Annotated in this window: 23 protein-coding genes and 1 other annotated feature; all 23 genes read left to right on the top strand. The window is 47.0% G+C overall.

Annotated elements, in window-relative coordinates; genetic code table 11:
* Nucleotides 1–41: 41 nt before the first annotated feature.
* The 23 genes from hemB to MKY16_RS18675 all read left to right on the top strand — a co-directional run bounded on the left by hemB (nucleotide 42) and on the right by MKY16_RS18675 (nucleotide 23,151).
* A complete protein-coding gene (hemB, locus tag MKY16_RS18785) occupies nucleotides 42–1,040 on the top strand; it encodes a porphobilinogen synthase (RefSeq protein WP_069011262.1) in 999 nt (332 codons plus the stop codon).
* 30 nt (nucleotides 1,041–1,070) lie between these two features.
* Nucleotides 1,071–2,375 (top strand): glutamate-1-semialdehyde 2,1-aminomutase, encoded by a 1,305-nt coding sequence (gene hemL, locus MKY16_RS18780; protein ID WP_165148793.1) that lies wholly within the window; start codon nucleotides 1,071–1,073, stop codon nucleotides 2,373–2,375.
* The gene (locus MKY16_RS18775; RefSeq protein WP_340956578.1) at nucleotides 2,372–3,286 is read left to right on the top strand and encodes an RluA family pseudouridine synthase; all 915 of its coding nucleotides are present in this window, start codon (nucleotides 2,372–2,374) and stop codon (nucleotides 3,284–3,286) included. The genes hemL and MKY16_RS18775 overlap by 4 nt, the downstream gene beginning before the upstream one ends.
* Before the next feature lie 126 nt (nucleotides 3,287–3,412).
* Nucleotides 3,413–4,738: a LysM peptidoglycan-binding domain-containing protein gene (locus tag MKY16_RS18770; RefSeq protein WP_069011265.1), complete on the top strand. Its 1,326-nt coding sequence runs from the start codon at nucleotides 3,413–3,415 to the stop codon at nucleotides 4,736–4,738.
* A 409-nt stretch (nucleotides 4,739–5,147) separates the two neighbouring features.
* Nucleotides 5,148–7,814: a valine--tRNA ligase gene (locus tag MKY16_RS18765; protein ID WP_340956576.1), complete on the top strand. Its 2,667-nt coding sequence runs from the start codon at nucleotides 5,148–5,150 to the stop codon at nucleotides 7,812–7,814.
* Between the two features lie 36 nt (nucleotides 7,815–7,850).
* Nucleotides 7,851–9,227 (top strand): bifunctional folylpolyglutamate synthase/dihydrofolate synthase, encoded by a 1,377-nt coding sequence (locus MKY16_RS18760; protein ID WP_029518417.1) that lies wholly within the window; start codon nucleotides 7,851–7,853, stop codon nucleotides 9,225–9,227.
* Nucleotides 9,228–9,233: 6 nt separating this feature from the next.
* Nucleotides 9,234–10,613, top strand: coding sequence for a UDP-N-acetylmuramate--L-alanine ligase (gene murC, locus MKY16_RS18755; protein ID WP_013311605.1), 1,380 nt, complete (start codon nucleotides 9,234–9,236; stop codon nucleotides 10,611–10,613).
* A 163-nt stretch (nucleotides 10,614–10,776) separates the two neighbouring features.
* Complete coding sequence (locus MKY16_RS18750) at nucleotides 10,777–11,997, top strand: SPOR domain-containing protein (RefSeq protein WP_340956574.1); 1,221 nt, start codon at nucleotides 10,777–10,779, stop codon at nucleotides 11,995–11,997.
* Between the two features lie 121 nt (nucleotides 11,998–12,118).
* Nucleotides 12,119–12,361: a DUF4321 domain-containing protein gene (locus tag MKY16_RS18745; protein ID WP_023989955.1), complete on the top strand. Its 243-nt coding sequence runs from the start codon at nucleotides 12,119–12,121 to the stop codon at nucleotides 12,359–12,361.
* Between the two features lie 22 nt (nucleotides 12,362–12,383).
* The gene (locus tag MKY16_RS18740; protein WP_039272577.1) at nucleotides 12,384–12,992 is read left to right on the top strand and encodes a Maf family protein; all 609 of its coding nucleotides are present in this window, start codon (nucleotides 12,384–12,386) and stop codon (nucleotides 12,990–12,992) included.
* A gap of 13 nt (nucleotides 12,993–13,005) precedes the next feature.
* Entirely contained in the window at nucleotides 13,006–13,698 is a 693-nt protein-coding gene (gene radC, locus MKY16_RS18735) for a RadC family protein (RefSeq protein ID WP_103050169.1), read from the top strand.
* Between the two features lie 106 nt (nucleotides 13,699–13,804).
* A complete protein-coding gene (locus MKY16_RS18730; protein WP_013311600.1) occupies nucleotides 13,805–14,839 on the top strand; it encodes a rod shape-determining protein in 1,035 nt (344 codons plus the stop codon).
* A gap of 55 nt (nucleotides 14,840–14,894) precedes the next feature.
* On the top strand, nucleotides 14,895–15,716 hold the full coding sequence (gene mreC, locus MKY16_RS18725; RefSeq protein ID WP_029518420.1) for a rod shape-determining protein MreC: 822 nt from the start codon (nucleotides 14,895–14,897) through the stop codon (nucleotides 15,714–15,716).
* Nucleotides 15,716–16,246, top strand: a complete 531-nt coding sequence (gene mreD / locus MKY16_RS18720; RefSeq protein ID WP_029518421.1) for a rod shape-determining protein MreD — start codon at nucleotides 15,716–15,718, stop codon at nucleotides 16,244–16,246. The genes mreC and mreD overlap by 1 nt, the downstream gene beginning before the upstream one ends.
* Before the next feature lie 82 nt (nucleotides 16,247–16,328).
* Nucleotides 16,329–16,991, top strand: coding sequence for a septum site-determining protein MinC (locus MKY16_RS18715; protein ID WP_029518422.1), 663 nt, complete (start codon nucleotides 16,329–16,331; stop codon nucleotides 16,989–16,991).
* A gap of 3 nt (nucleotides 16,992–16,994) precedes the next feature.
* Nucleotides 16,995–17,792: a septum site-determining protein MinD gene (gene minD / locus MKY16_RS18710; RefSeq protein ID WP_013311596.1), complete on the top strand. Its 798-nt coding sequence runs from the start codon at nucleotides 16,995–16,997 to the stop codon at nucleotides 17,790–17,792.
* A gap of 340 nt (nucleotides 17,793–18,132) precedes the next feature.
* Nucleotides 18,133–18,978: a M23 family metallopeptidase gene (locus MKY16_RS18705; protein ID WP_340956573.1), complete on the top strand. Its 846-nt coding sequence runs from the start codon at nucleotides 18,133–18,135 to the stop codon at nucleotides 18,976–18,978.
* Nucleotides 18,971–19,849, top strand: a complete 879-nt coding sequence (locus tag MKY16_RS18700; RefSeq protein WP_029518424.1) for a M50 family metallopeptidase — start codon at nucleotides 18,971–18,973, stop codon at nucleotides 19,847–19,849. The genes MKY16_RS18705 and MKY16_RS18700 overlap by 8 nt, the downstream gene beginning before the upstream one ends.
* 47 nt (nucleotides 19,850–19,896) lie before the next feature.
* Nucleotides 19,897–21,081 carry an Rne/Rng family ribonuclease gene (locus MKY16_RS18695; protein ID WP_340932982.1) on the top strand — a complete coding sequence of 395 codons (1,185 nt, stop codon included), beginning with the start codon at nucleotides 19,897–19,899 and terminating at the stop codon, nucleotides 21,079–21,081.
* A 98-nt stretch (nucleotides 21,082–21,179) separates the two neighbouring features.
* Nucleotides 21,180–21,267, top strand: a sequence feature (ribosomal protein L21 leader region).
* A 13-nt stretch (nucleotides 21,268–21,280) separates the two neighbouring features.
* Entirely contained in the window at nucleotides 21,281–21,592 is a 312-nt protein-coding gene (gene rplU, locus MKY16_RS18690; protein ID WP_013311592.1) for a 50S ribosomal protein L21, read from the top strand.
* Nucleotides 21,593–21,605: 13 nt separating this feature from the next.
* The gene (locus MKY16_RS18685) at nucleotides 21,606–21,944 is read left to right on the top strand and encodes a ribosomal-processing cysteine protease Prp (protein ID WP_013311591.1); all 339 of its coding nucleotides are present in this window, start codon (nucleotides 21,606–21,608) and stop codon (nucleotides 21,942–21,944) included.
* Nucleotides 21,945–21,949: 5 nt separating this feature from the next.
* Entirely contained in the window at nucleotides 21,950–22,267 is a 318-nt protein-coding gene (gene rpmA / locus MKY16_RS18680) for a 50S ribosomal protein L27 (RefSeq protein ID WP_039272574.1), read from the top strand.
* Between the two features lie 146 nt (nucleotides 22,268–22,413).
* On the top strand, nucleotides 22,414–23,151 hold the full coding sequence (locus MKY16_RS18675; protein WP_029518427.1) for a Spo0B domain-containing protein: 738 nt from the start codon (nucleotides 22,414–22,416) through the stop codon (nucleotides 23,149–23,151).
* Nucleotides 23,152–23,161 lie beyond the last annotated feature (10 nt).

Genomic DNA, 23,161 nt, shown 5'->3' with positions numbered 1-23,161 from the left:
GTTTTTACTAATGAATGTATAAAAAATGGAGGTTTGTAATCATGAGTGTTCCTTTTACCAGACATCGCCGTTTGCGCCAGTCGGCTGCAATCCGCAGTATGGTGCGTGAGACCGTATTGAATCCCACTGATTTTATCCAACCGATCTACGTAACATTTGGCACTGGGGTGAAACAGGAAATTAGCTCTATGCCAGGTGTATACCGTTTTTCTCTGGATCGGCTGGAGGAAGAACTGAAAGAGATTAGTGAGCTCGGCATTCCCGCTGTGCTCCTATTTGGCATCCCAGAAACCAAAGACAGCGTAGGGACTTCGGCTTTTGTGGACGATGGTATTGTTCAGGAAGCTACTCGTCTGATCAAGTCGCGTTATCCCGAACTGCTGGTTGTGGCTGACACTTGTTTGTGTGAGTTTACGGACCATGGACACTGCGGTATGGTGCACATGCATGAGCATGATGGTGAGGTATGCGGTGAGGTATTGAATGATGAATCTCTGGAGGTGCTGGTACGTACAGCTGTATCTCAGGCCAGAGCTGGTGCAGATATTATCGCGCCATCTAATATGATGGACGGTTTTGTACAGGCGATTCGGCAGGGGTTGGATCTAGAAGGCTTTTCACATATTCCAATTATGTCGTATTCCGTCAAATATGCGTCTGCTTTTTACGGTCCTTTCCGGGAGGCCGCAGATTCTGCGCCGCAGTTTGGTGACCGCAAATCCTATCAGATGGATCCTGCTAATGCACGTGAAGCATTGCGAGAAGCAGAATCTGATGTGCTGGAGGGGGCAGATATGCTGATGGTGAAGCCTTCCCTTTCTTATCTTGACGTAATGCGCACGATTAAGGATCAATTTGATCTGCCTATGGTGGCTTACAACGTTAGTGGTGAATATGCCATGGTCAAGGCAGCGGCTCTTCAAGGCTGGATTGATGAAAAAGCAATGGTGCTAGAGATTTTGACAAGTATGAAGCGTGCGGGTGCAGATATGATTATTACCTATTCGGCCAAGGATGCGGCAAGATGGTTGAAGCAATAAGTCTATTTTCAGAAGATAGGAGTGGTCAGAATGATCGACGAACAACGAACAGTGCGCAAGGATACGAACTCCAAAGTAGCCTTTGATGAGGCAAAACAATACATTCCGGGTGGCGTAAACAGCCCGGTACGGGCTTTTAAATCTGTTGGAATTACACCTGTGTATATCGACCATGGCGAAGGATCGCGCGTATATGATATTGATGGTCAATCCTATTTAGACTATGTATGTTCATGGGGACCGCTTATTATGGGCCATGCACATCCCGAAGTGGTTAAAGCTTTACAGGCTGCTGTTGTAAAAGGAACCAGCTTCGGCGCACCAACGTTGGCAGAAACCGAAATGGCCAAGCTCGTATGTGAGCGTGTTCCTTCTATGGACATTGTACGTATGGTTAACTCCGGTACTGAGGCGACTATGAGTGCGATTCGACTCGCACGCGGATTTACGAGCCGTAGTAAAATTCTTAAATTTGAGGGATCATATCACGGTCATGCGGACAGCTTGCTGATTAAAGCAGGCTCTGGTGTTGCCACATTAGGCTTGCCCGATAGTCCCGGTGTGCCTGAAGTTGTGGCCACCCATACAATCACTGTCCCTTATAATGATCTAGCTTCGGTGAAGCTAGCTTTTGAGAAATTTGGCGAAGAGATTGCCGCAATTATTGTCGAGCCAGTAGCAGGCAATATGGGAGTTGTACCGCCACAGCCTGGATTTTTGGAAGGTTTGCGTGAGGTAACCCAGCAGTACGGAAGTCTGCTGATTTTTGATGAAGTGATGACTGGATTCCGGGTTGGACTTCATTCGGCTCAAGGTCGCTTTGGTGTGACACCGGATCTTACCTGTTTGGGTAAAGTGATTGGTGGTGGACTCCCTGTAGGTGCTTACGGCGGACGTCGTGATATTCTGGAGCGGATTGCTCCATCGGGGCCCATTTATCAAGCGGGTACGCTTAGCGGAAATCCGCTGGCTATGGCAGCAGGTTATTCGACACTTAAATTGCTGACGCCAGAAGTATACGATCGCTTGGAAGAGCGGGCAGCACGACTTCAAGCCGGATTCGAACGTAATGCGAACGAGCTAGGTATCCCTGTCATGATCAATCGCGTGGGTTCCATGGTTTGTCCATTTTTTACAGAAGAAAAGGTTGTCAATTTTGATACAGCTAAAACGAGTAATCAGGACCACTTCCGTCGTTACTTTACTGAAATGGTGAATGAGGGAGTCAGTGTAGCACCATCTCAATTTGAGGGTATGTTTGTATCGGGCGTGCATACGGTAGAGGATATTGATGCCACCATTGAGGCGAACTATCGCGCGCTCAAACGTCTATGAGCTGGCAAGGTGGCTGGAAAAGAAGAGGACCGTGGCTGGAAGTCACGCCAGGACGGGAAATCACAGACGAGGAAAAAAACAGCGCTGATGCTGTAGATCAGTGGTTGCTGAATCGTTTGGAATTACCGGAAAAGCTGTGGCGCAGACTGCGCCATGATAAAGAGATTGAACTTACAGGGGACCGGCTACGGCTGGCCCTTTTTCCTGTAATGAACCTTGGCATCACCCCTCGCTGGTATGATTTGAAGGTACTGTATGAAGATGATTTTTGTCTGGTAGTACATAAACCAGCAGGTATGGCAGTACATCCGGACGGTGGTGTGCAGGATGGTCCGCTGACGTTGGATCATGCTGTCGCATCCTACTATGAGATGAATGGCATTCATGCGGTGGTACGGCATGTACATCGTCTGGATGTGGATACGACGGGCCCAGTGCTATATGCCAAAAATGAGTTTGCGTTGCTCAAGCTGGACGAGCAAATGAGAGCTAAGGATATCGACCGCCGGTATGTAGCTTTGGTACGAGGGAAAGTACCTCCATCGCTGCGAACGTTGGATTGGCCGATTGGCAAGGACAGGCATCATAAGCAGCGCCGTCGTGTATCTCCGACTGGGCAGAAGGCGGTTACCCATATTGAACTCGGGGAAGTATGGGGAAGCGGTTCAAGTGCAGTGAGTCTCGTATATCTGACGCTGGAGACAGGACGGACGCACCAGATTCGCGTACATCTTAGTCATGCTGGCTACCCGTTGCTTGGGGATGTATTATACGGGGGGCGTGCTACTGATTTTGGCAGGCAGGCGCTACACGGAGAGCGTCTTACCTTCTGTCATCCGCTGAGTGGCGAAACGATTACTGTGGAGGATGCTTGGCCGGATGATTTTCAAAAGCTGCACAAACAGCTATAAAAGATGGCATGCCTTCTATTTTGGCGCATATACTTGAACCTAGAAACGGTTTGCAATATGGAGTTTCCGTGCGCCTGACCAGAAGTCAGAGGATGTGCGGAGACTGCCCAAAGGAGGATGCCATCCTTGAACAAACAACAGAATGATCAGCCGCAAGGCTTGCGTTTTGATATTTATGAACGCATTCATTTGACGGAGGAAGCTGCCGGGATTGCTGAGTTGGAGGAAATCGAGCTTCTGCCACGCATTCAGGTTGTAACCCACGGCGACCATGCCGCTTTGCGAGGGCATTTGCTGCTGGAGGGCGTGTACCGCACACCTGAACAGTTCACGAGCGAGCTTCATCATTTGATCCCTGTGGAAATTACCATTCCGCTAAACCGCGTAGGGAGATTGGAAGATATCTCTGTCGAGATTGAAAATTTTGATGTGGACCTGCTTTCTTTACGTAGTCTAAACATTACAGGCGTTCTTTCTTTGCATGGTGTGGAAAGCTCGCACGCGGAAGAGACGGCGGTCTGGTTGGATGAAGAATTTACCGTAGTGCATGCACCTGAGCATCCGGTTCAATCCCTTTCCGCCGATGAAGAGTATCGTCAGGCAGAGGCCTATTCTACCAATGACTCGACCTCTGATTACGTTACAGATCCTGAAACCTCCTACAGTGTGCCAGTACAACAGGAGTCCATTTCCTGGGAACAGCTGTCTGAGGACCAAGGGGAACAGCAATCATCGTCGGAACAGCAAGCTTATGAGCCAGCAGTAGATCCTAACCGATTCTATGAGCCTTGGACGGGCAAAGCAGTTGAAGATAACTCTCCCGAGGTCAAACATGAGCATGGGTCTCCGGAAGTGTGGGGATTTCAGCAAAAGGAAGCATGGGCAGGGGGAAATGAGTCCAAAGTATCTTCCGCATCTCCTAATGTAAATTATGACCCTTTGCTGTCTGAACCGCATCCTGCTACGGAGTCCGAGGTCTATCTGGAGCCACAGTTGGAAGCGAGTCAAGTAGATAGCTTCGACTTCAGGCCTGAAGCGTCAGAACAGGTGAATCACGAGGCCCATGACACTTTTACTGAGGATAAGCCAGAGATGCGTGTGGCGCTTAACAGTAAAAAGGATGAAGAGGCAGACGAGCCAGACCCGGTTGTCTACTCATCATTGCTCCAATCCAGCCGTTCGGTGAAAGAAGCGGAATACCAGCAGCAATTGGAGCAGGAGCCGCAGGATCAGAAAGCCGAAGAAGAGCGGGAGAATGCCAAGTGGAAGAACCTTTTTTTTCATACACAAGATGAAACACCTTTTCGTAAGGTGCGGTTATGCATAGTACAGCGCGAGGATACACTGGAAACCATAGCTGACCGTTATCAGCTCAGCACGCGTGAGCTTCAACTGTATAACAGATTGGCGGAGCATCATGTGGAAGAAGGACAGGTATTGTACATCCCTTGATCCGGTTGCTGAAAAATGCACAGCGGGTGTTGACTATAGTCAATGGGAAATGTATGATGTGGTATAGTTATTGAAAGACTGAGATCGGGAAGAGTAGGCAGCAAGCCCTTCAGAGAGTGGAATTGCAGCGCTGTGAGGTTCCGCAGGAAGCTACTGGCCGAAGTCACCCGGGAGTCGCCTGTTTGAACGGTTCCTCATTTAATTCCTACGGAAGATAAGAGGTTCACGGTAGAATAAGGCCGGTCCGCAACCGTTATCTGCATAAAGTGTCACACCATGTGTAATGGATCAGTGGATACATACACTAGGGGTGAAACAAAGGTGGTACCGCGAGAGAACAGCCTTTCGTCCTTTGAGGATGAAGGGCTTTTTTTATTTGCCAATTGAAAAATCATGGAGGTATCCTGATATGTCAGAACAAGACAACAAGACAACCTTGGAAATGCCAACAACGTACGATCCAAAATCAGCAGAACAAAAATGGTACAAAACGTGGATGGAGAAGGGCTATTTCCGCGCTGGGCAACATCCAGAGGCAGAGCCTTTTACAATCGTTATTCCACCACCGAATGTTACAGGTATGTTGCATATTGGACATGCTCTTGACTTTACTTTGCAGGATATTATTATTCGCGCCAAGCGGATGCAGGGCTATGATGCCTTGTGGCTGCCAGGGGCAGACCATGCGGGTATTGCTACCCAAACAAAGGTAGAGCAAAAGCTGCGTGAAGAAGGCCTGACACGTTATGATTTGGGCCGCGAGAAGTTTTTGGAGAAAGTGTGGGAGTGGAAGGATCTTTACCTAGATAATATCCATAACCAATGGGAAAAGATGGGTTTTTCTCTCGATTATTCTCGTGAGCGTTTTACGCTGGATGAGGGACTGTCCCAAGCGGTACGCGAGGTATTCGTTAAACTGTACAAGAAGGGTCTGATTTATCGCGGTAAACGCATCATAAACTGGGACCCTGCTGCACGTACTGCATTATCGGACATTGAGGTGGAATACAAAGAGGTGAACGGAAATCTGTATCACCTGCAATATCCACTGAAAGACGGTAGCGGATTTATTACGGTAGCCACTACACGTCCTGAAACGATGCTGGGCGATACAGCTGTAGCTGTACACCCGGAAGATGAACGCTACAAGCAAATGATCGGCAAAACGCTTGTGCTCCCAATCATCGGACGGGAAATTCCGGTCATTGCGGATGATTATGTTGATAAAGATTTCGGTAGCGGCGCGGTTAAAATTACACCGGCTCACGACCCGAATGACTTTGAAATGGGACAACGTCACCAGCTGCCACAAATTACAGTGATGGACGAAACGGGAACGATGAATGCCGAAGCAGGCAAATATCAGGGCCTTGATCGTAGCGATTGCCGTAAGCAAATCGTCGCTGATCTGAAAGAGCAGGGCGTACTGATTCGTATTGAAGAGCACGTACATCAAGTAGGCCACAGCGAGCGTACAGGTGTAGTTGTAGAACCTTATCTGTCCACACAATGGTTTGTGGAAATGAAGCCTCTGGCAGCTAAAGCCATTGAAGTGCAGAAGGCTGGCAACGGGGTAAACTTTGTACCGGATCGCTTTGAACGTACTTATCTGCATTGGATTGAAAATGTGCGTGACTGGTGTATTTCCCGTCAATTATGGTGGGGACACCGTATTCCGGCTTGGTACGATGAGGATACCGGAGAAGTGATTGTATCGGCGGAGGACCCTACAACTTTGCCTGTGTATGCTGGCAGAAAGCTAAAACAGGATGAGGATGTGCTGGATACTTGGTTCAGCTCGGCTTTGTGGCCGTTTTCGACACTGGGCTGGCCTGAGCAGACAGAGGACCTCAAACGCTACTATCCGACTAATGTCTTGGTTACAGGCTATGACATTATTTATTTCTGGGTATCGCGTATGATTTTTACAGCACTCGAGTTTACGGAAGAGATTCCGTTCAAGGACGTACTTATGCACGGGTTGGTTCGTGATGCGGACGGTAGAAAAATGTCCAAATCCCTCGGCAACGGTGTTGATCCGCTCGACGTGATTGACCAATATGGTACCGATGCCATGCGTTATATGATTTCCACCAGTAGCACGCCTGGGCAAGACCTTCGTTTCCGCTGGGAGCGGGTGGAGCAGGCCCGCAACTTTGCCAATAAAATCTGGAATGCGTCACGCTTTGCGCTGATGAATCTGGAAGGCGTCACTTCGGCAGATATAGACATTACTGGTGACCTGAGCACCGCTGATCGTTGGATTCTGCATCGTCTAAACGAAACTTCACGCGACATCACGCGTCTAATAGATGCTTATGAATTTGGCGAGACAGGCCGCCTTCTGTATAACTTTATTTGGGATGATTTGTGCGACTGGTACATTGAGTTTGCGAAGCTTTCCCTATATGGCGACAACGCAGATGCGAAAAAGAAAACGCAGTCCGTACTTGCATATGTATTGGACCGGACGCTGCGCATGATTCATCCGTTCATGCCGTTTATCTCTGAGGAAATATGGCAGCATCTTCCACATGAGGGAGAAACGATTACACTGGCCGCTTGGCCTGTTTATGATCCGGCTTTTGAGGATAAGGATGCAGTTGCAGAAATGAATTTGCTGATCGACGTAATTCGCGCTGTGCGCAATATCCGTGCTGAAGTCAATGTGCCGATGAGTAAAAAAATTGAGTTGCTCATAAAACCCGGCGATCAAGCCGTTCTCGATATCATTAACCGCAATGGGGAATATGTGCGTAGATTCTGTAATACGTCTGAATTCGACGCGGGATTAGAGTTCACCGTTCCAGATAAAGCGATGACATCTATAGTTAGCGGCGCAGAGTTGTACCTGCCGCTGGCCGGACTGCTTGATATTGCCCAGGAAATTAGCAGACTGGAAAAAGAACTTCAGCATTTGAACAGTGAAGTGGAGCGCGTGGAGAAAAAGTTATCTAACCAAGGCTTTGTGGCGAAGGCACCAGCTAAAGTCATCGAGGAAGAGAAGGCCAAGCAAGCCGATTACTCAGATAAGCGCGCTAAAGTTATCGCACGTATTGAAGAACTCAAGGGATAATTTCACTCACAATAAAATGACCTGAAGGTGAAGAGGATGTCAGATACGATCAGGGGCGGAGATACGGCTCCTTTACAAAGCTATGATGAGGCAGTGGAATGGATTAACGGCTTGATTCCGTTTGGTATCAGACCTGGACTGGAACGAATTGAACAACTAATGAGTAAATTGGGTGATCCGCAACGACATCTGAAATTTGTGCATATTGCGGGAACCAACGGTAAAGGCTCGACTTGTGCCTTTCTGACCTCTGTGCTACTTAAATGTGGGTACGATGTCGGGACTTTTACGTCTCCGTACATCACCCGATTTACGAACCGCTTTCAATTCAATGGGACCGATATTCCCGATGAAACGCTGGTTTTGCTTGCCAATCGCTTGTATCCGTTGGTGAAAGAAATCGCAGATAGTGAATTGGGATCACCTACAATGTTTGAGGTATCGACAGCGTTGGCTATTTTATACTATGCTACGGTATCTTTCCCAGATGTTGTGGTATGGGAGACAGGTCTTGGGGGAAGGATGGATGTAACTAATATCGTGAATCCAATCCTCTCGGTTATTACAAATGTCGGCTATGACCATACGGATATTTTGGGAGATACGCTCGAACAGATTGCAAGGGAAAAAGCCGGTATCATCAAACCGGGTGTACCTGTCGTCAGTTGTGTTTCCCAACCCGAGGCTATTCAGGTCATACGTGAAACGGCGACAAAGCAAGGAGCTACCTTGTACCTGGCAGGAGAACAATTTACGTATGAACGGCTAAACGGAGATGAAACAGCTCAAACCTTTTCATTCGCGGGGCCCTTCCGACATATGGAAATTGACATCACGTTGTTAGGCGAGCACCAATGTTCTAATGCGGCAGGAGCTATGATGGCACTTGAGGTCCTACGTCAGTATATGGCTTTTGTGTTGGATGATGCAGAACTGCTGGAGGGCTTTAGGCAAACTGCCTGGGCAGGGCGTCTCGAACAAGTCAGTACATCACCGAGAATTGTTCTTGACGGGGCTCATAATCCAGAAGGAGCACAGACGCTGGCCAAGAGTCTTCCTCAAGTGTATTCGTACAAAAAATTGGTTTTAATGATGGGGATGCTGTCAAACAAGCATCATGAAGCATACTTGCAGCATATACTGCCACTAGTGGATACGCTTATCCTGACCGAGCCCGATTTTCGGCGCAAAATGAATGCCGCTGAATTGGCTCATCTCGTGGAGAAGCTGCGGCCGTCTTATGCCAAAACGGATTTAAAAATAATTGTAGAAGGTGACTGGAAAAAGGCTCTTGGCCTGTTTCAATCACATACGGAAGCGGAAGATCTGGGGGTGGTGTCCGGCACGCTGTACCTTATTGCGGATGTACGGGCTACCCTTATGTATCAAACCGATTCGGAAAAAGGTTGGTGAAATTTGTTGATTACTTCGGAACATGTTCATTTTATCGGTATCGGCGGCTACGGGATGAGCGCGATTGCTCGAGTCATGCTGGAGATGGGTTATACCGTGACTGGCTCAGATGTGGCATCACAGGAGCTGACAGAAAAACTGGCGGCAAAAGGCGCAAAAATATATATTGGACACACGCCTGAGCATATTGCAGGCGCGGATATCGTCGTCTATTCAACAGCATTGTCACGTGACAATGTGGAGCGGGTGGCAGCGGAGGAATTGAATATTCCAACTCTGCACCGTTCGCAGATGCTGGCTCGCTTGCTTAACGAACGTAAGGGAATAGCTGTTGCGGGTGCGCACGGTAAAACGACAACCTCTTCCATGATCGCTCTGGTTATGGAGAGATGTAACGTTGATCCAACGTATATTATTGGCGGCGAAATCACGAATTTGGGGACGAATGCCAAAGCAGGTAAAAGCGAGTTTGTCGTTGCTGAGGCGGATGAGAGTGATGGTTCTTTCCTGCAATATCATCCTTGGCAAGGCATCGTAACCAATATTGAAGCAGATCATTTGGAAAATTACGATGGCGACTTTAATCGTCTGAAAAGTGCTTATGTACAGTTTTTGAGTCAAATTCGACCGGATGGAGCGGCTATTGTATGCGCAGATGATCAGAACATCCGGGAAATGCTGCCTCAACTCCAGACTCGGGTCATTACTTATGGAGTGGAGCATGAAGCGGATTATATGGCGACAGATATCCAATTAGGTGACCGTCGATTAAGCTTCACTATGAGCCGTAAGGGAACAGCACTCGGAACAATCGAACTATCAGTGCCGGGTAAACATAACATGTATAATGCGATGGCAACTGTAATTTCATGTTTGGAAGCAGGGATTCCATTCGATCAAATCGCTGCTACAATTGTGGAATTTCACGGAGCGAAGCGTCGGTTTCAAGTACTAGGTGAAAGCAATGACATACTGATTATTGATGACTATGCGCATCACCCAACAGAGATTGAGGCTACGATTAGCGCAGCGAGAGCGACTGGCAAGCGTATTATTGCTGTATTCCAGCCGCAACGCTATAGCCGCACCTTTTTCCTGCTCGATGCGTTCAGCCGCGCGTTTAGCGAGGCTAGTGAAGTCATCATTACCGATATTTATTCACCAGCGGGAGAAAAACAGATTGAAGGCGTGCATTCTTCCAAGCTCGTGGATTTAATCGTCCAAAACAGCAATGCTAATGCAATCTATTTGCCGACCAAAGAAGCTGTGATCGAGGAGTTGAAAGATCGATTACAGCCGGGTGATCTTGTGCTGACGATGGGAGCAGGAGATATCTGGAAAGCAGGTGACGCGTTAGCGCGCCATCTTCGCGGACAGCAAGTGTAAACCGTATAAAAATGAGCTGTTGCACCAATGAATTACAAAAAAAGGGTATTCCGAACACGACTGTGTTTCGGGATACCCTTTTTTGTAATGCTGGGGCATATATTCTTAGCTTAACTCATACAACAGACTATGAGGAAGTATGGGACAAGGAGGGAGTGCATCCATGAACAAGACCAAGATGACATTCCGGTTCGACCAACAGTTGCCGGAGACAAGCCGGGAGGATAAGCTACAGGTGCTTCCGTACAAAAACGAGTCGATTACGAACGAACAGCGTGAAACTGATAACCCGCATAAAGGAACGGAACGGAACAGAGGAATGGAGAAAAATACTGCAACTACACAAGAATCAAAGATCAATGAGCCTGAGGATCGGAATAAACGCATTTCAAGTCGGCGTTTTGCTCCGACATTAAGAGTACAAGAGGGATGGGATGACCCCTTTGGTCGTTCGGCGGCTTCCTGGTCAGATGCGGAAGTTCTACCGGATAGCCTGGAAGAGGATGAGGAAGCTTATCATTCTGGCCAAGAGTACAGAAGACGTCCGCCCAACCCTTCTAGATGGAAACTGGTTGGCTCTGTAGCCAGCGCACTGGTGACCGGAGGCATGTTTGGATATATTATGTTGTTACTGTTTAACGGAGGAGGCATGGTTCCGGGATCAGATCCTTCAGTAGAGGAGGCTGTACCGGTCTTTAAAGAATCTGTTGGTGTGGATGCAATATCTGCAAAAGAGAATTCTGTCCCTGTCACTGTCATAGAGGCTCAGGTACCACCTCAAACCTACTATTTGTTGCAATATGGGGTTTTCAGCACCCCAGAACGGGCCTTACAAGCAAAAGAAGAACTATTAAAGGCAGGTATTGCAGCAGGAGGGGATACCGAGGACCAAAACCGGGTATATGCAGGAATATCACCGGATAGGGAGCAAGCCAAGTTGCTCAGCAATCAGTTGAAAACACAAGGAGTCGAATTGTATGTTCGTGAGCTTGAATTGCCTGGATTTGAAAAAGCGGCTTACGGAGGCGAAGGTGATAAACTCACTAGCTTTTTTCAGTTAAGTAGCTCATTGGTGGGTAAGTTGAGCGGACTTTCCTCAAACTTGCTCGGAGAAGGAGGTCCGAATACGGTGCCAGCCTCCGACATGAAGGAGCTGAACGACCTGCATCAGCAGTGGACACAAAATATCACTGTACTTCCCAGTGCTCTTCCGAAGGAAGCGGTTGCCTCCGCAACCTCACTTGAAAAGGCGATGAACAGCGCGATCTCTGCACTTGGGGAATATAATAAGAATACAGCCAAGGAACACATTTGGGAGATTCAGTCCTCCATGATGGAATATGTTTTGCGTGAGAGGGAATTTATCCAATTCATAAAACAATAGGCTAACCATATTTTCCGGCAAGGAACTGGAAATAGTTCCCCATGCCGGATTTCTGTTTGTATTGCAGTACAAATCACCGTATAATAATGAAGGTGTCAAAAAATGGCGAGGGAAGATCAGGATGAAAAAAAATGTAGGAATGCTTATACTGTTTTTATTGCTCGGTTGGCTCTTGGGTGCATGGATTGCCAAAGCCCTTCAATCGATCAAATTCCTTTCTTTTCTGACCCACCCCACTAGGATATCTTGGTCGCCGAGAGCGGACCTGGATATTATCAGCTACAACATAACAATAAATTTTGAATTGAGCCTGCTTAGTCTGATCGGCATCATTGCCGCGTTCTGGCTGTACCGCAGGCTCTAACTGATGAAAAGGAGCTTCCCTTATGGACGGGAAAATTACGCCCCGCATTATTTTGGCATCGACTTCACCAAGAAGGAAGGAATTGCTCGCATTTTTGAGACTCCCCTTTGAGGTGGTGCCAAGTCATGCGGATGAGAGCACGCCTGAGAGCTGGACGCCTCAGCAAATCGTGGAGACCCTTGCGGCACGCAAAGCCCAAGCGGTCGTGAACACCGTCACTCAGTCGAAGGAAGCCGGACTGGTGATTGGCAGTGATACCATTGTCGTGCTGGATGGTTCGGTATTGGGCAAGCCAGCCGACCATGCGGACGCAGTTCGCATGCTGACTGCATTGCAGGGAAGGACACACCGCGTGTACACCGGGGTAGCCTGCATACATACCGGAACCGGCGAAGTGCTTGTCAGACATCGCCAAACGGAGGTTACAATGAAGCCTCTGAGTCAAGAGCAAATTGTGGCATACGTGAATACTGGTGAACCGTCTGACAAGGCAGGAGCGTATGGCATTCAAGGCATGGGTGCTACGCTGGTGGAATCTATTCAGGGTTGTTATTTTAACGTCGTAGGATTGCCGCTTTCCTTGCTGTCGGACATGCTGTCCGATTTTGGAGTGAATGTGTTGCGTCCATAAAGGGGATAAACATATGCTGGAGTCGCCAATACTGATGCTTCGCGACCTCCCCCATGAAGAACGACCAAGAGAGCGCATGATGACATATGGGGCGGATGCCTTAAGCAACGCGGAGTTGCTGGCAATATTGCTGCGTACAGGAACGCAAAATGAGTCTTCGGTGCATTTAGCGCAGCGTATTTTGCAGCAGGCAGGAAATTTGCGTCAACTGGTGGATATGAGCTTGAACGAGTTGACCCAGATTAAGGGCATTGGGGATGCTAAAGCGATACAGCTAAAAGCGGGTATCGAACTGGGGCGTCGATTAGCTTTGTCTCGCCATTTGGAGACCCCGGTGATTAGTTGCCCGCGGGATGTGGCAGATCTGTTGTTTGAGCAGCTTCGTTATTTGCAGAAAGAGCATTTTGTATGCTTGTTCCTTAACACTAAAAATCATGTCATTGCTCAGGAAACACTATCTATGGGTAGCCTGAATTCTGCCATCGTGCATCCACGTGAAGTATTTCGGGCAGCAATCAAATGCAGCAGTGCTTCAATAATTTGCGCTCATAACCATCCGAGCGGTGATCCGAAGCCAAGCCCGGAAGATGTCCAGTTGACTCGCCGCCTGATGGAAGCGGGCAACATCGTGGGTATCGACGTGCTTGATCATATAGTGATCGGGGACGGGACCTTTGTAAGTTTGAAGGAACAAGGTCTGATATAATATAATATTTAAATCAAACATTTAAACACGACCGGATAATCCGGCCTGAATAAACCGCTTATACATTGGATAACAGATTTCAGGGAAGAGAAAAGGAGATTACATCATGCTGGGTGGCTTTACAAAAGATTTGGGAATAGATTTGGGGACGGCAAACACGCTTGTATACGTAAGAGGTAAAGGAATTGTGGTTCGTGAACCATCTGTAGTCGCTTTGCGTACAGATACAAAAACCATTGAGGCTGTTGGTGAATCTGCGAAAAAAATGATCGGTCGCACACCGGGAAATATCCGTGCGATTCGTCCGATGAAGGACGGTGTCATTGCTGATTTTGATACGACAGCAACGATGATCAAATATTTTATCCGTCAGGCGCAAGCCCAACGCTCTTTGTTTCCACGCCATCCGAACGTGATGGTTTGTGTGCCTTCGGGCATTACTGCGGTGGAGCAGCGTGCTGTTGAAGATGCGACGAAGCAAGCAGGCGCAAGAGAGGCATATACGATAGAGGAGCCGTTTGCAGCAGCAATTGGCGCTGATCTTCCTGTATGGGAGCCTACAGGCAGTATGGTTGTCGATATCGGTGGAGGTACAACCGAGGTGGCAGTCATTTCCCTGGGTGGGATTGTAACAAGCCGCTCCGTGCGTGTCGCTGGCGATGAAATGGACGAGTCCATCATCCAATACGTGAAGCGCCAATACAATCTGATGATTGGTGAACGGACTTCAGAGCAACTGAAAATGGAAGTGGGTTCAGCTATGCCATTAGAGCAAGTGGAAACCTCGGAAATCCGCGGACGTGATCTGGTAACAGGTTTGCCGAAGACGATCACGATTACTTCTGATGAAATTAGTGAAGCATTATCGGATACAGTCAATGCAATCGTGGATGCGGTTAAAGTAACACTGGAAAAATGCCCTCCCGAATTGGCAGCGGATATCATGGATAGAGGTATTGTACTTACTGGCGGTGGAGCACTTCTACGTAACCTGGACAAGCTGTTGGCAGGTGAAACCGGAATGCCGGTGATCGTAGCAGAAAATCCTCTAGATTGTGTGGCAATCGGCACAGGCAGAGCGTTGGAAAATATTCATTTGTTCAAATCGCGCAGCAGTTCTGCCGTCCGTTCCAAACGTTGAATCGGGGGTGTAGGAACTGTTTAAGCTGCTTGGCAATAAAAGACTATTTGTTCTATTGATTGGAATCGTTCTGTTTATTGCCCTTATGGGGATTACACTTGGACAGAGGAATTCCTTAACCTGGCCCGAGAAGTTCGCCAGAGATTCGATTGGCTTTGTGCAAGGTATCTTTTACAGGCCCGCTTCTGCAATAGCGGGCTTCTTTGAAGATATCGGGAATATGCGCAGTATCTACGAAGAAAATGAACGGTTAAAAATTGCTGTGGCAAAGCTGACTCGTGACCAAATTCAGACCCATAATTATGTTGAAACAAATGCCAGACTGCAGAATGAACTGAAGTTCACCCAAACGCAAAAGGCGAAAAATAATTATGATTATCGTGTTGCTCAAGTGAACAGCGTCAGCAATGATTCCAAAACGCTTGTGATCGATATTGGTGAGAAGGACGGAGCGAAGGTTGGTCAGGAAGTCAGTTCGCTTGAAGGATTTGTAGGAGTCATTAGTCAAACGGGGAATTTTACGTCCACCGTTACCCTATTGACTACATTGGATCCTAAAAATCCGAATTCTTATGCTATTGCAGCGACAGTCTTGGGCAAGGAAAATCAATCGTTTGGTATGATTGAAAGCTATGATCCGGGTACGAACAGATTTCAAATGACTCGCATTGAGGAAAAAGATCCAATCGCAAAGGGTGATCAGATTATTACATCTGGCGCAGGTGGTAAATTCCGCAAAAACCTAATGGTTGGAACGGTAGAGAAGATTCAGGTTGGGGAGTTTGGCAAAACACGGACAGCGATTATTAAACCGGCAGCCAGCTTTGTGGATTGGAAAGAACTGCTCATCCTCTACACTCCTGAGGTACCGGAATAATGAAGATGCGCGGTCAGGTTCTAATACTGCTGCTGTTTGTACTGTTTATAGCTGAAGGGACGATTCTTCCATGGCTTCTTCCGGATAGTTGGCATTCAAGAATGGTTCCGAATTTTGTGTATGTCGTGATCTTGTTTGTGTCTGTGTATTACAGCCGTCATACAGCATTGGTGCTAGGTATTGTTTTTGGACTTATTCATGATGTAGTGTTCTATGGGTTTATCATTGGGCCTTATTCTTTTGCAATGGGGTTGTCTGCATACTTATTGGGGCTTGTTTTTACAGCTCGACGTGCGCAGATGCCCATTATGATGGCAGCCGTGTTGATTGGTAGTTTCCTCTTGGATTCTATGCTTTTTGCCATTGACCAGCTGTTCCAGCTGAATCATCAGACTTTCAATTGGGCACTTGCTCAGTATATAATTCCTGATTTATTTATCCATTTTCTGTTCGCCCTCATCATTTATGTCCCAGTTCGCAAGCAGTTGCAGCGTTTGGGTACCCGTGTGAAAAAGGAAGAGGCTGTCTAGGTCTTTTTACACACATTTTGTCCGGGTTAGCAGGGATTTGACGTCCCGGGGACGAAATGATTGAGATAGGAGGGACAGGCTAATGGCGGTGAAATCGAATCATGTCACGATTAAAGGCATCAAAGATGGCCTGGTATTCCTGCTGGACGATCAATGCGAGTTTGAGAATTTGCTGGGTGAGCTGCGTTTTAAGCTGGAGCACAGTCATCAAAATATTTTAACAGGCCCGATCATTCATGTGGATATTAAGCTGGGAAGCCGAGAAGTGACAGAGGAACAGAAGGAAAGTATTCTGGAGATTTTGAAGCAAAAGGGGAATCTGCTCATCAGGTCTGTAGAATCACCTGGACTGCCTGTGGAAGTGCAGGGAAAGCCCCCTATTCATACGGTGACAGGGATTATCCGATCTGGTCAAGTGCTTCATCACAATGGGAACCTACTCTTTTTGGGAGATGTAAACCCGGGTGGAATTATAACATGTACTGGTGATATTTATGTCCTCGGCGCTCTGCGAGGCATGGCGCATGCAGGGATGGAGGGAAATAGTGAAGCGATTATAGCGGCTTCCTATTTTGCACCGACACAGTTGCGAATTTCCGAAATGATCAGCCGTCCACCAGACGAATGGGAGACACGTGAATCCGGTATGGAATTTGCGTATCTCAAGGATGGCGCTATGCAAATAGATAAAATGAGCAATATTGTGCGTCTGGGCCGCGATTTTAACGTGTTCAAAGGGGTGTAGCACATGGGAGAGGCTATCGTCGTCACTTCAGGAAAAGGCGGCGTCGGCAAAACGACGACGTCAGCCAATATAGGAACAGCGCTTGCACTACTCGGCAAAAAGGTATGTTTGGTGGATACGGATATCGGTTTGCGTAATCTAGACGTTGTGATGGGTCTGGAAAACCGAATTATTTACGACCTTGTTGATGTAGCGGAAGGTCGTTGCCGTTTAAATCAGGCACTGGTTAAGGACAAGCGTTTTGAGGAGCTGTATATGCTGCCAGCCGCTCAAACCAAGGACAAGAGTGCTGTTACGCCGGAGCAGGTTAAGGATATTATTTTGGAGCTTAAAAAGGATTTTGAATATATATTGATCGATTGCCCTGCGGGTATTGAACAAGGCTTTAAAAATGCCATTGCTGGGGCGGATCAGGCTATTGTTGTGACTACTCCGGAAAATGCAGCCGTACGCGATGCAGACCGGGTAATTGGTTTACTGGAAAGCTCACATGTGATATCACCCAAGTTGGTGGTTAACCGCATTCGCAATAGCATGGTTAAATCCGGAGATATGTTGGATATTGATGGAATTTTACAAGTGCTTAGCATAGACCTTATTGGGATTGTGCCGGATGATGAAATGGTAATTAAAGCAGCTAATACAGGGGAGCCTACCGTTATGAATCCAGATTCACAGGCCGCGATTGCTTACCGTAACATTGCGAGACGGATTTTGGGCGATACAGTGCCCCTCATGCAGCTAGACCAGAAGAAAAGCGTGATGACACGTTTTAAGAAGTTTTTTGGTATGGGTGGATGAGGAAAACCGGAAGTTATGGCTGGTAAATTGCTTCCACGCTTCCTAAGTGATTTTCTATTGGTTCTAAGGTAGGAGCTGTAGTAGTATTCATTTGTAATACTAGACACTTAAATAAGTAATAATCTTATTTAAGTGTTTTTGGTTTGTCTTTTTAAATTCCTATAATACGGCTTCACAAAATTTAGGGTCACTACATAAATATTATAAACACAAAACAAATCCGGTGCGTTAGCGCCGGTTTTTTTGATTTTTAGGTACTTATTCCCGAGCGGGACAACATAAGTTGAAGCCCGTCCTCATAAGATGTATCAAACATACCTCGCTGAGGGGGCTGAACAGGATGAATAAAAATTCCGGAATCAAGCAGCGCAGAGAAGAACGTATACAGCAGCTAATCGCGGGAAGCAAAGCGGAGACGTATCCCTCTGGCATATATCAGTACAGGCACGGGGATAAAGATATGAGGTCGATGCCTATAGTCAGTGCCAACTCGTCCAGAGACCCAGAAACGGAGTGGAAAAATGAGCGGCAACACTGGCAGCAATCTTTTGGGGCGAATCGTGCTCCGTCTTTTTGGACTTCCTTTTGGCGAAGATCAGTCATAGCAACGGTGTTATTTGGAATGGTATGGGGAATGTTTCGTTGGGATATTCCCTATGCAGTGAATTTGAGAATGTTTATTGCGGATGCCTTGAATAAGGATATGGATTTTGCAGCCGTCGGACAATGGTATGAAACTTATTTTGACGGAGCTCCTTCCTTTTTGCCGATTTTTGGCGAGGAGCATGAAACGCACAAGGTAGCCGCAAATCGAAAGGGCTCTCCACCGATCGAAGGCACTATAACACAGCCTTTTGTACTGAGCCTGAAAGGGGTAGAAATTACGCCGAATGTCACTGACAACGGGCCAATCGTTGTTAAAAGTATAGATGCAGGACGAGTATTAGACATATTAAATCATCCCAAAAGCGGGATTTCGGTTACAGTTCGACACACTGGCGGTATCACAGCAACTTACGGGAGGCTTTCCCGCTCTACCTTAAAAGTGAACGACTGGGTTCAGGAGGGAGATGAGATCGGTGTACTGCCAGCAAGTCGCAGCGGCAGCGAGGGGGCAACTTTATTTTTGGCAGTTCAGAGAGGGGATCACTACATTGACCCGTCGGAAGTGGTAGCCCTTGATTAATGTCCGAGGGGTGACCTTATCACTACATCCACTGTTTGTATTGGTTATGCTGACCTCCATAATAACGGGACATTTTATCGAGATCATCACTTTATTTACATTGGTGTTTATTCATGAGCTAGGTCATGCGACAGCTGCTTCGTTGTTAGGCGCGCGGGTGCTTTCCATACAGATGCTACCCTTTGGAGGAGTTGCGGTCATTGAGGATCAGGGGAAGCTCAATGCGTGGAAGGAGATTGTCATTGCGCTAGCGGGGCCCCTGCAAAACGGAATCATGATCATCATCCTTTTATGGTTCAAAAATGTGAGTGGACCGGAGTATGATTATGTAAATTATATAATTCAGGGGAATGCAGTTATTGCACTGTTTAATTTGCTGCCCATTTTACCACTTGATGGTGGGAAAATATTGCAGGCAATGATTAGCTTATCCTTTTCTTATCACCGCACATTAGTGTGGACCTTTAGGGCCAGTATCGTAACGAGTCTGCTATTTTGTATGTATGGTATTTCACCGTTGTTAAGGCAAAATGGGCCTATGCATTTAAATCTGCTGGCGGTAGGGATTTTTTTGCTTTATTCTAATATTGTGGATTATCGGAATATCCCTTACCGTTTTATACGGTTTTTGCTGGGGAGGGACGAGCTTTTTTACCGCGAAATAGCTAAGGGAAGTATTGCCTTACCTATTGTATCCCTGCCAATGAAACATTTGGAGCCTATTTTGCGTCTTTTCAGAAGAGATCGGTATCATATGGTTTATGTTATGAATGAACAGGGACGAATTGTAGCCGTACTGCCGGAGCAACGCCTTATTCGCTCTTATTTTGCGACACGCCCGCCAGATGGTGGAGAACCCAAGCCTAAATAATGTTTTATGAGTAAGAAAGAGGCTGTATCCAGAGAGGTTGAAAAACCATGAAGCAAATGATTGTACAATGCCAGCAGCAGATGACCCAAATGGCGCTGTTGGAAGAGGGACGATTGGTTGAATATGCGGCTGAACTACCGCGAAAACGGGGGATTCTAGGTTCTTTTTTCAAAGCGAGGGTGGTCAATGTGCTACCAGGTATGCAAGCCGCCTTTGTTGACATTGGACAGCGAAAGAATGCCTTTTTGTACGTAGATGACGTACTTCATGCTCATTTGGACAAGCAGCCGGAGGTAAAGCCATCCATTTCTGAAGTGTTAAAGGTGGGGCAGGAAATTGTAGTACAGGTATTAAAAGAGGCAGTTGGTAGCAAAGGAGCCAGGGTCACCACTCATTTTTCACTTCCGGGTCGCTGGATCGTATATATGCCCCGTGCTGATTATGTGGCCGTATCCAAGAAGATCGAACGTGAGGGCGAGCGCACCCGTTTGAAAGCAATGGGAGAGCAGCTACGCACAAGTGAGGAAGGACTCATAATCCGTACCGTTTCGGAGGACATGAGTATAGATGCGATTGAAAATGATCTGAATCAACTGCGTAAGCAGTGGACGGCTATTCAGCGTAAAGCGGGTGAATACTCGGCTCCGTGCGAATTACACCGGGATTTAAGTATTGTTCAGCGATTGATTCGGGATGTGTTTACACCTGAACAGGATGAACTGGTTATTGACAGTGAAGAGCAAGCAAAGGATGCAGAAATCATGCTGCAACAGATTGGTCCTGCGAAAGCTCATGTAAGTATATTTCGTGGTGCAGAAGAAACGATTTTTAAAGCTTATGGCATTCATGAGCAGCTGGAACGCGATTTTGCGCGAAAGGTATGGCTGCAGGGCGGTGGATACATTGTCATTGATCATACAGAGGCATTAACCGTTATTGATGTGAATACGGGAAAGTTTACGGGAGGCAGTAATCTGGAAGAAACGGTAACCCGGACTAACATTGAAGCAGCTGAAGAGATTGCCCGCCTGGTACGTGTGCGTGATATTGGTGGTATCATCATCATTGATTTTATTGACATGGAACAAGAGGAGAACCGTCGGGAAGTATCCTCTGTGCTGGAAGCAAGATTGAAGAAGGATCGGACCAAATCTTATGTTGTCGGTTGGACGCGGTTAGGTTTGCTGGAAATGACCCGCAAAAAAGTGCGTGAAGAAAAGACGCTCGTGTAGAGCGATGCGTAACCCAAAATCATTTTAAAACTAAAGGTTGAATGTGTATAAAGCTTGTGCTACAATCATTTAGTATGTGTGATGCGTAAGATTGGCTGCACATGCTGTAACCGCTCCAATCAGGTACTGAAGTGCAGTATCCTAAGGGAATCTGCCACCTGCTATTAGGCGAGTCTGAGACATAAGGAGGTGCAAGCAAATGTACGCAATTATCGAAACAGGTGGTAAGCAATACAAAGTTCAAGAGGGCGACGTATTGTTCATCGAGAAGTTGGAAGCTAATGATGGTGAAACTGTAACGTTCGATCGTGTTCTGGCAGTGTCCGGCGACAATGGCTTGACAGCAGGTACACCGCTTCTTTCTGGAGCTTCTGTAACAGCTAAAGTTGAGAAGCATGGTCAAGGTCAAAAGGTCATCGTATACAAATACAAACCTAAAAAGAACTACCATGTGAAGCAAGGTCATCGTCAACCGTACACGAAAGTGACGATTGAAAAAATCCAAGCGTAAGAGGGTGCGATAAGTGATTATCGTGCGTATTACACGACTGGAGGATGGCAGCATACAGGGGTTTTCCGTTAAAGGACATGCAAATTTCGCTAAATCTGGCGAGGATATCGTATGTGCTGGCGTTTCGGCGGTAACAGTAGGAACTGTCAATTCGATTGGAGCTCTTACGGACGTTGAGATGGAAACGGAAATGGAAAACGGCTTTTTAAGCGCGTATCTTTCTCCTGAAAGTTATCATGATGCGAACGCACAGGTTCAACTGTTGCTGGAGTCCATGGTGATTATGCTGACAAGCATTGCTGAATCATACGGTAAGTATATTCAAATAGAAAATAATCAAAGAAGGAGGTAGACATCATGTTGAAATTGACATTGGATCTTCAATTATTCGCATCGAAAAAAGGTGTAGGTTCCACAAAAAACGGACGTGACAGTAAATCGAAACGTCTTGGAGTGAAACGTGCTGACGGTCAAGCAGTTACCGGCGGTAGCATCCTGGTTCGTCAACGCGGAACGAAAATTCACCCGGGCACGAACGTGGGCATCGGTAAGGACGACACCCTGTTCGCGAAAGTGGACGGCGTTGTGAAGTTCGAACGTTGGGGCCGTGATCGCAAAAAGGTGAGCATCTACCCGATCGACGTTGCTCCAGTAGCAGCTACTGTAGAAGCTTAATAGCGGCTTAGACACGCTGAAAAGCCTCCGGCACTTTTGTCGGAGGCTTTTTTGCATGATGGTAATGAACTGGAAAGTTAGTCTGTGCTATACTGGATTAAGGTTCTTTAATAATCCATTTAATTATCGCAGAACGGAGAGAAGCCATGTTCCAGCGGATAAGAGCGCCTTATCTGGCGTTGGGTTCCATTCTGATTCCTTTGGTTTTTTCACTGCTCTATCCCGAAGTATTAACGATTATCTTATTAGCAGTATGGTCTGTAGTTGCTGCATGTTTTGGTATGTGGTATACGAATAGACAGGTTGAGTATGAGCGGAAAGCTGCTTTGCGTTCTTTTGAGCGTACAGCGATTGCAATGCTTAACCATCATCGGCATGACTGGATGAATGACTTGCAGGTGCTTTATGGATATATTCGCATGAATAAGCATGATAAATCTGTTGCTTATGTGGAAACAATAAAAGGGCGCGTGGCGGAAGACAGTAAAATATCTAAGTTGGGTATTCCCTCACTGGTGTTTTATTTACAGTCTTTTCGCGTGAACGCCGGTAATTTACAGTTGTCGGTACAGGTTGAGGAGCAGTTAAAGTTAGACGCTGTCATGTCTCCCGAAGACGGCGAGTCGCTTGCCTCGGCCGTCATAGAAACGGTGCGTGCGTATCAATATGGCGGGGGCCGGTCGTCCTGGGGAGAAGTGCGCAGATTGACACTTTATTTCGGTATGGATCAGAATGATGTTATCGTCCGTTTTGAAGGAAGTGACATACCTGCGGATTTGAATATCCTTAAGCGGGTCAGATCCGTACCCGGAAGTGAACGCATTCGAACAGAGAAGCTCCCTACGGGCGAAATGTTTCAAATTCGGATGCAGTGCCAGACATAAGGAAGGTGTA

It is taken from the genome of Paenibacillus sp. FSL L8-0641 (genome assembly GCF_038006265.1).
Taxonomy (GTDB): Bacteria; Bacillota; Bacilli; order Paenibacillales; family Paenibacillaceae; genus Paenibacillus; species Paenibacillus polymyxa_D.
The sequence above is the reverse complement of the archived record's forward strand: the minus strand, read 5'-3'. Positions and strand labels throughout refer to the sequence as shown.

Excerpts from the sequence above, each read along its gene's own strand:
- hemB (WP_069011262.1), top strand. The coding sequence starts at position 42 with ATGAGTGTTCCTTTTACCAGACATCGCCGTTTGCGCCAGTCGGCTGCA.
- hemL (WP_165148793.1), top strand. The coding sequence starts at position 1,071 with ATGATCGACGAACAACGAACAGTGCGCAAGGATACGAACTCCAAAGTA.
- MKY16_RS18775 (WP_340956578.1), top strand. The coding sequence starts at position 2,372 with ATGAGCTGGCAAGGTGGCTGGAAAAGAAGAGGACCGTGGCTGGAAGTC.
- MKY16_RS18765 (WP_340956576.1), top strand. The coding sequence starts at position 5,148 with ATGTCAGAACAAGACAACAAGACAACCTTGGAAATGCCAACAACGTAC.
- MKY16_RS18760 (WP_029518417.1), top strand. The coding sequence starts at position 7,851 with ATGTCAGATACGATCAGGGGCGGAGATACGGCTCCTTTACAAAGCTAT.
- MKY16_RS18750 (WP_340956574.1), top strand. The coding sequence starts at position 10,777 with ATGAACAAGACCAAGATGACATTCCGGTTCGACCAACAGTTGCCGGAG.
- MKY16_RS18745 (WP_023989955.1), top strand. The coding sequence starts at position 12,119 with ATGAAAAAAAATGTAGGAATGCTTATACTGTTTTTATTGCTCGGTTGG.
- MKY16_RS18740 (WP_039272577.1), top strand. The coding sequence starts at position 12,384 with ATGGACGGGAAAATTACGCCCCGCATTATTTTGGCATCGACTTCACCA.
- radC (WP_103050169.1), top strand. The coding sequence starts at position 13,006 with ATGCTGGAGTCGCCAATACTGATGCTTCGCGACCTCCCCCATGAAGAA.
- MKY16_RS18730 (WP_013311600.1), top strand. The coding sequence starts at position 13,805 with ATGCTGGGTGGCTTTACAAAAGATTTGGGAATAGATTTGGGGACGGCA.
- mreD (WP_029518421.1), top strand. The coding sequence starts at position 15,716 with ATGAAGATGCGCGGTCAGGTTCTAATACTGCTGCTGTTTGTACTGTTT.
- MKY16_RS18715 (WP_029518422.1), top strand. The coding sequence starts at position 16,329 with ATGGCGGTGAAATCGAATCATGTCACGATTAAAGGCATCAAAGATGGC.
- minD (WP_013311596.1), top strand. The coding sequence starts at position 16,995 with ATGGGAGAGGCTATCGTCGTCACTTCAGGAAAAGGCGGCGTCGGCAAA.
- MKY16_RS18705 (WP_340956573.1), top strand. The coding sequence starts at position 18,133 with ATGAATAAAAATTCCGGAATCAAGCAGCGCAGAGAAGAACGTATACAG.
- MKY16_RS18695 (WP_340932982.1), top strand. The coding sequence starts at position 19,897 with ATGAAGCAAATGATTGTACAATGCCAGCAGCAGATGACCCAAATGGCG.
- rplU (WP_013311592.1), top strand. The coding sequence starts at position 21,281 with ATGTACGCAATTATCGAAACAGGTGGTAAGCAATACAAAGTTCAAGAG.
- rpmA (WP_039272574.1), top strand. The coding sequence starts at position 21,950 with ATGTTGAAATTGACATTGGATCTTCAATTATTCGCATCGAAAAAAGGT.
- MKY16_RS18675 (WP_029518427.1), top strand. The coding sequence starts at position 22,414 with ATGTTCCAGCGGATAAGAGCGCCTTATCTGGCGTTGGGTTCCATTCTG.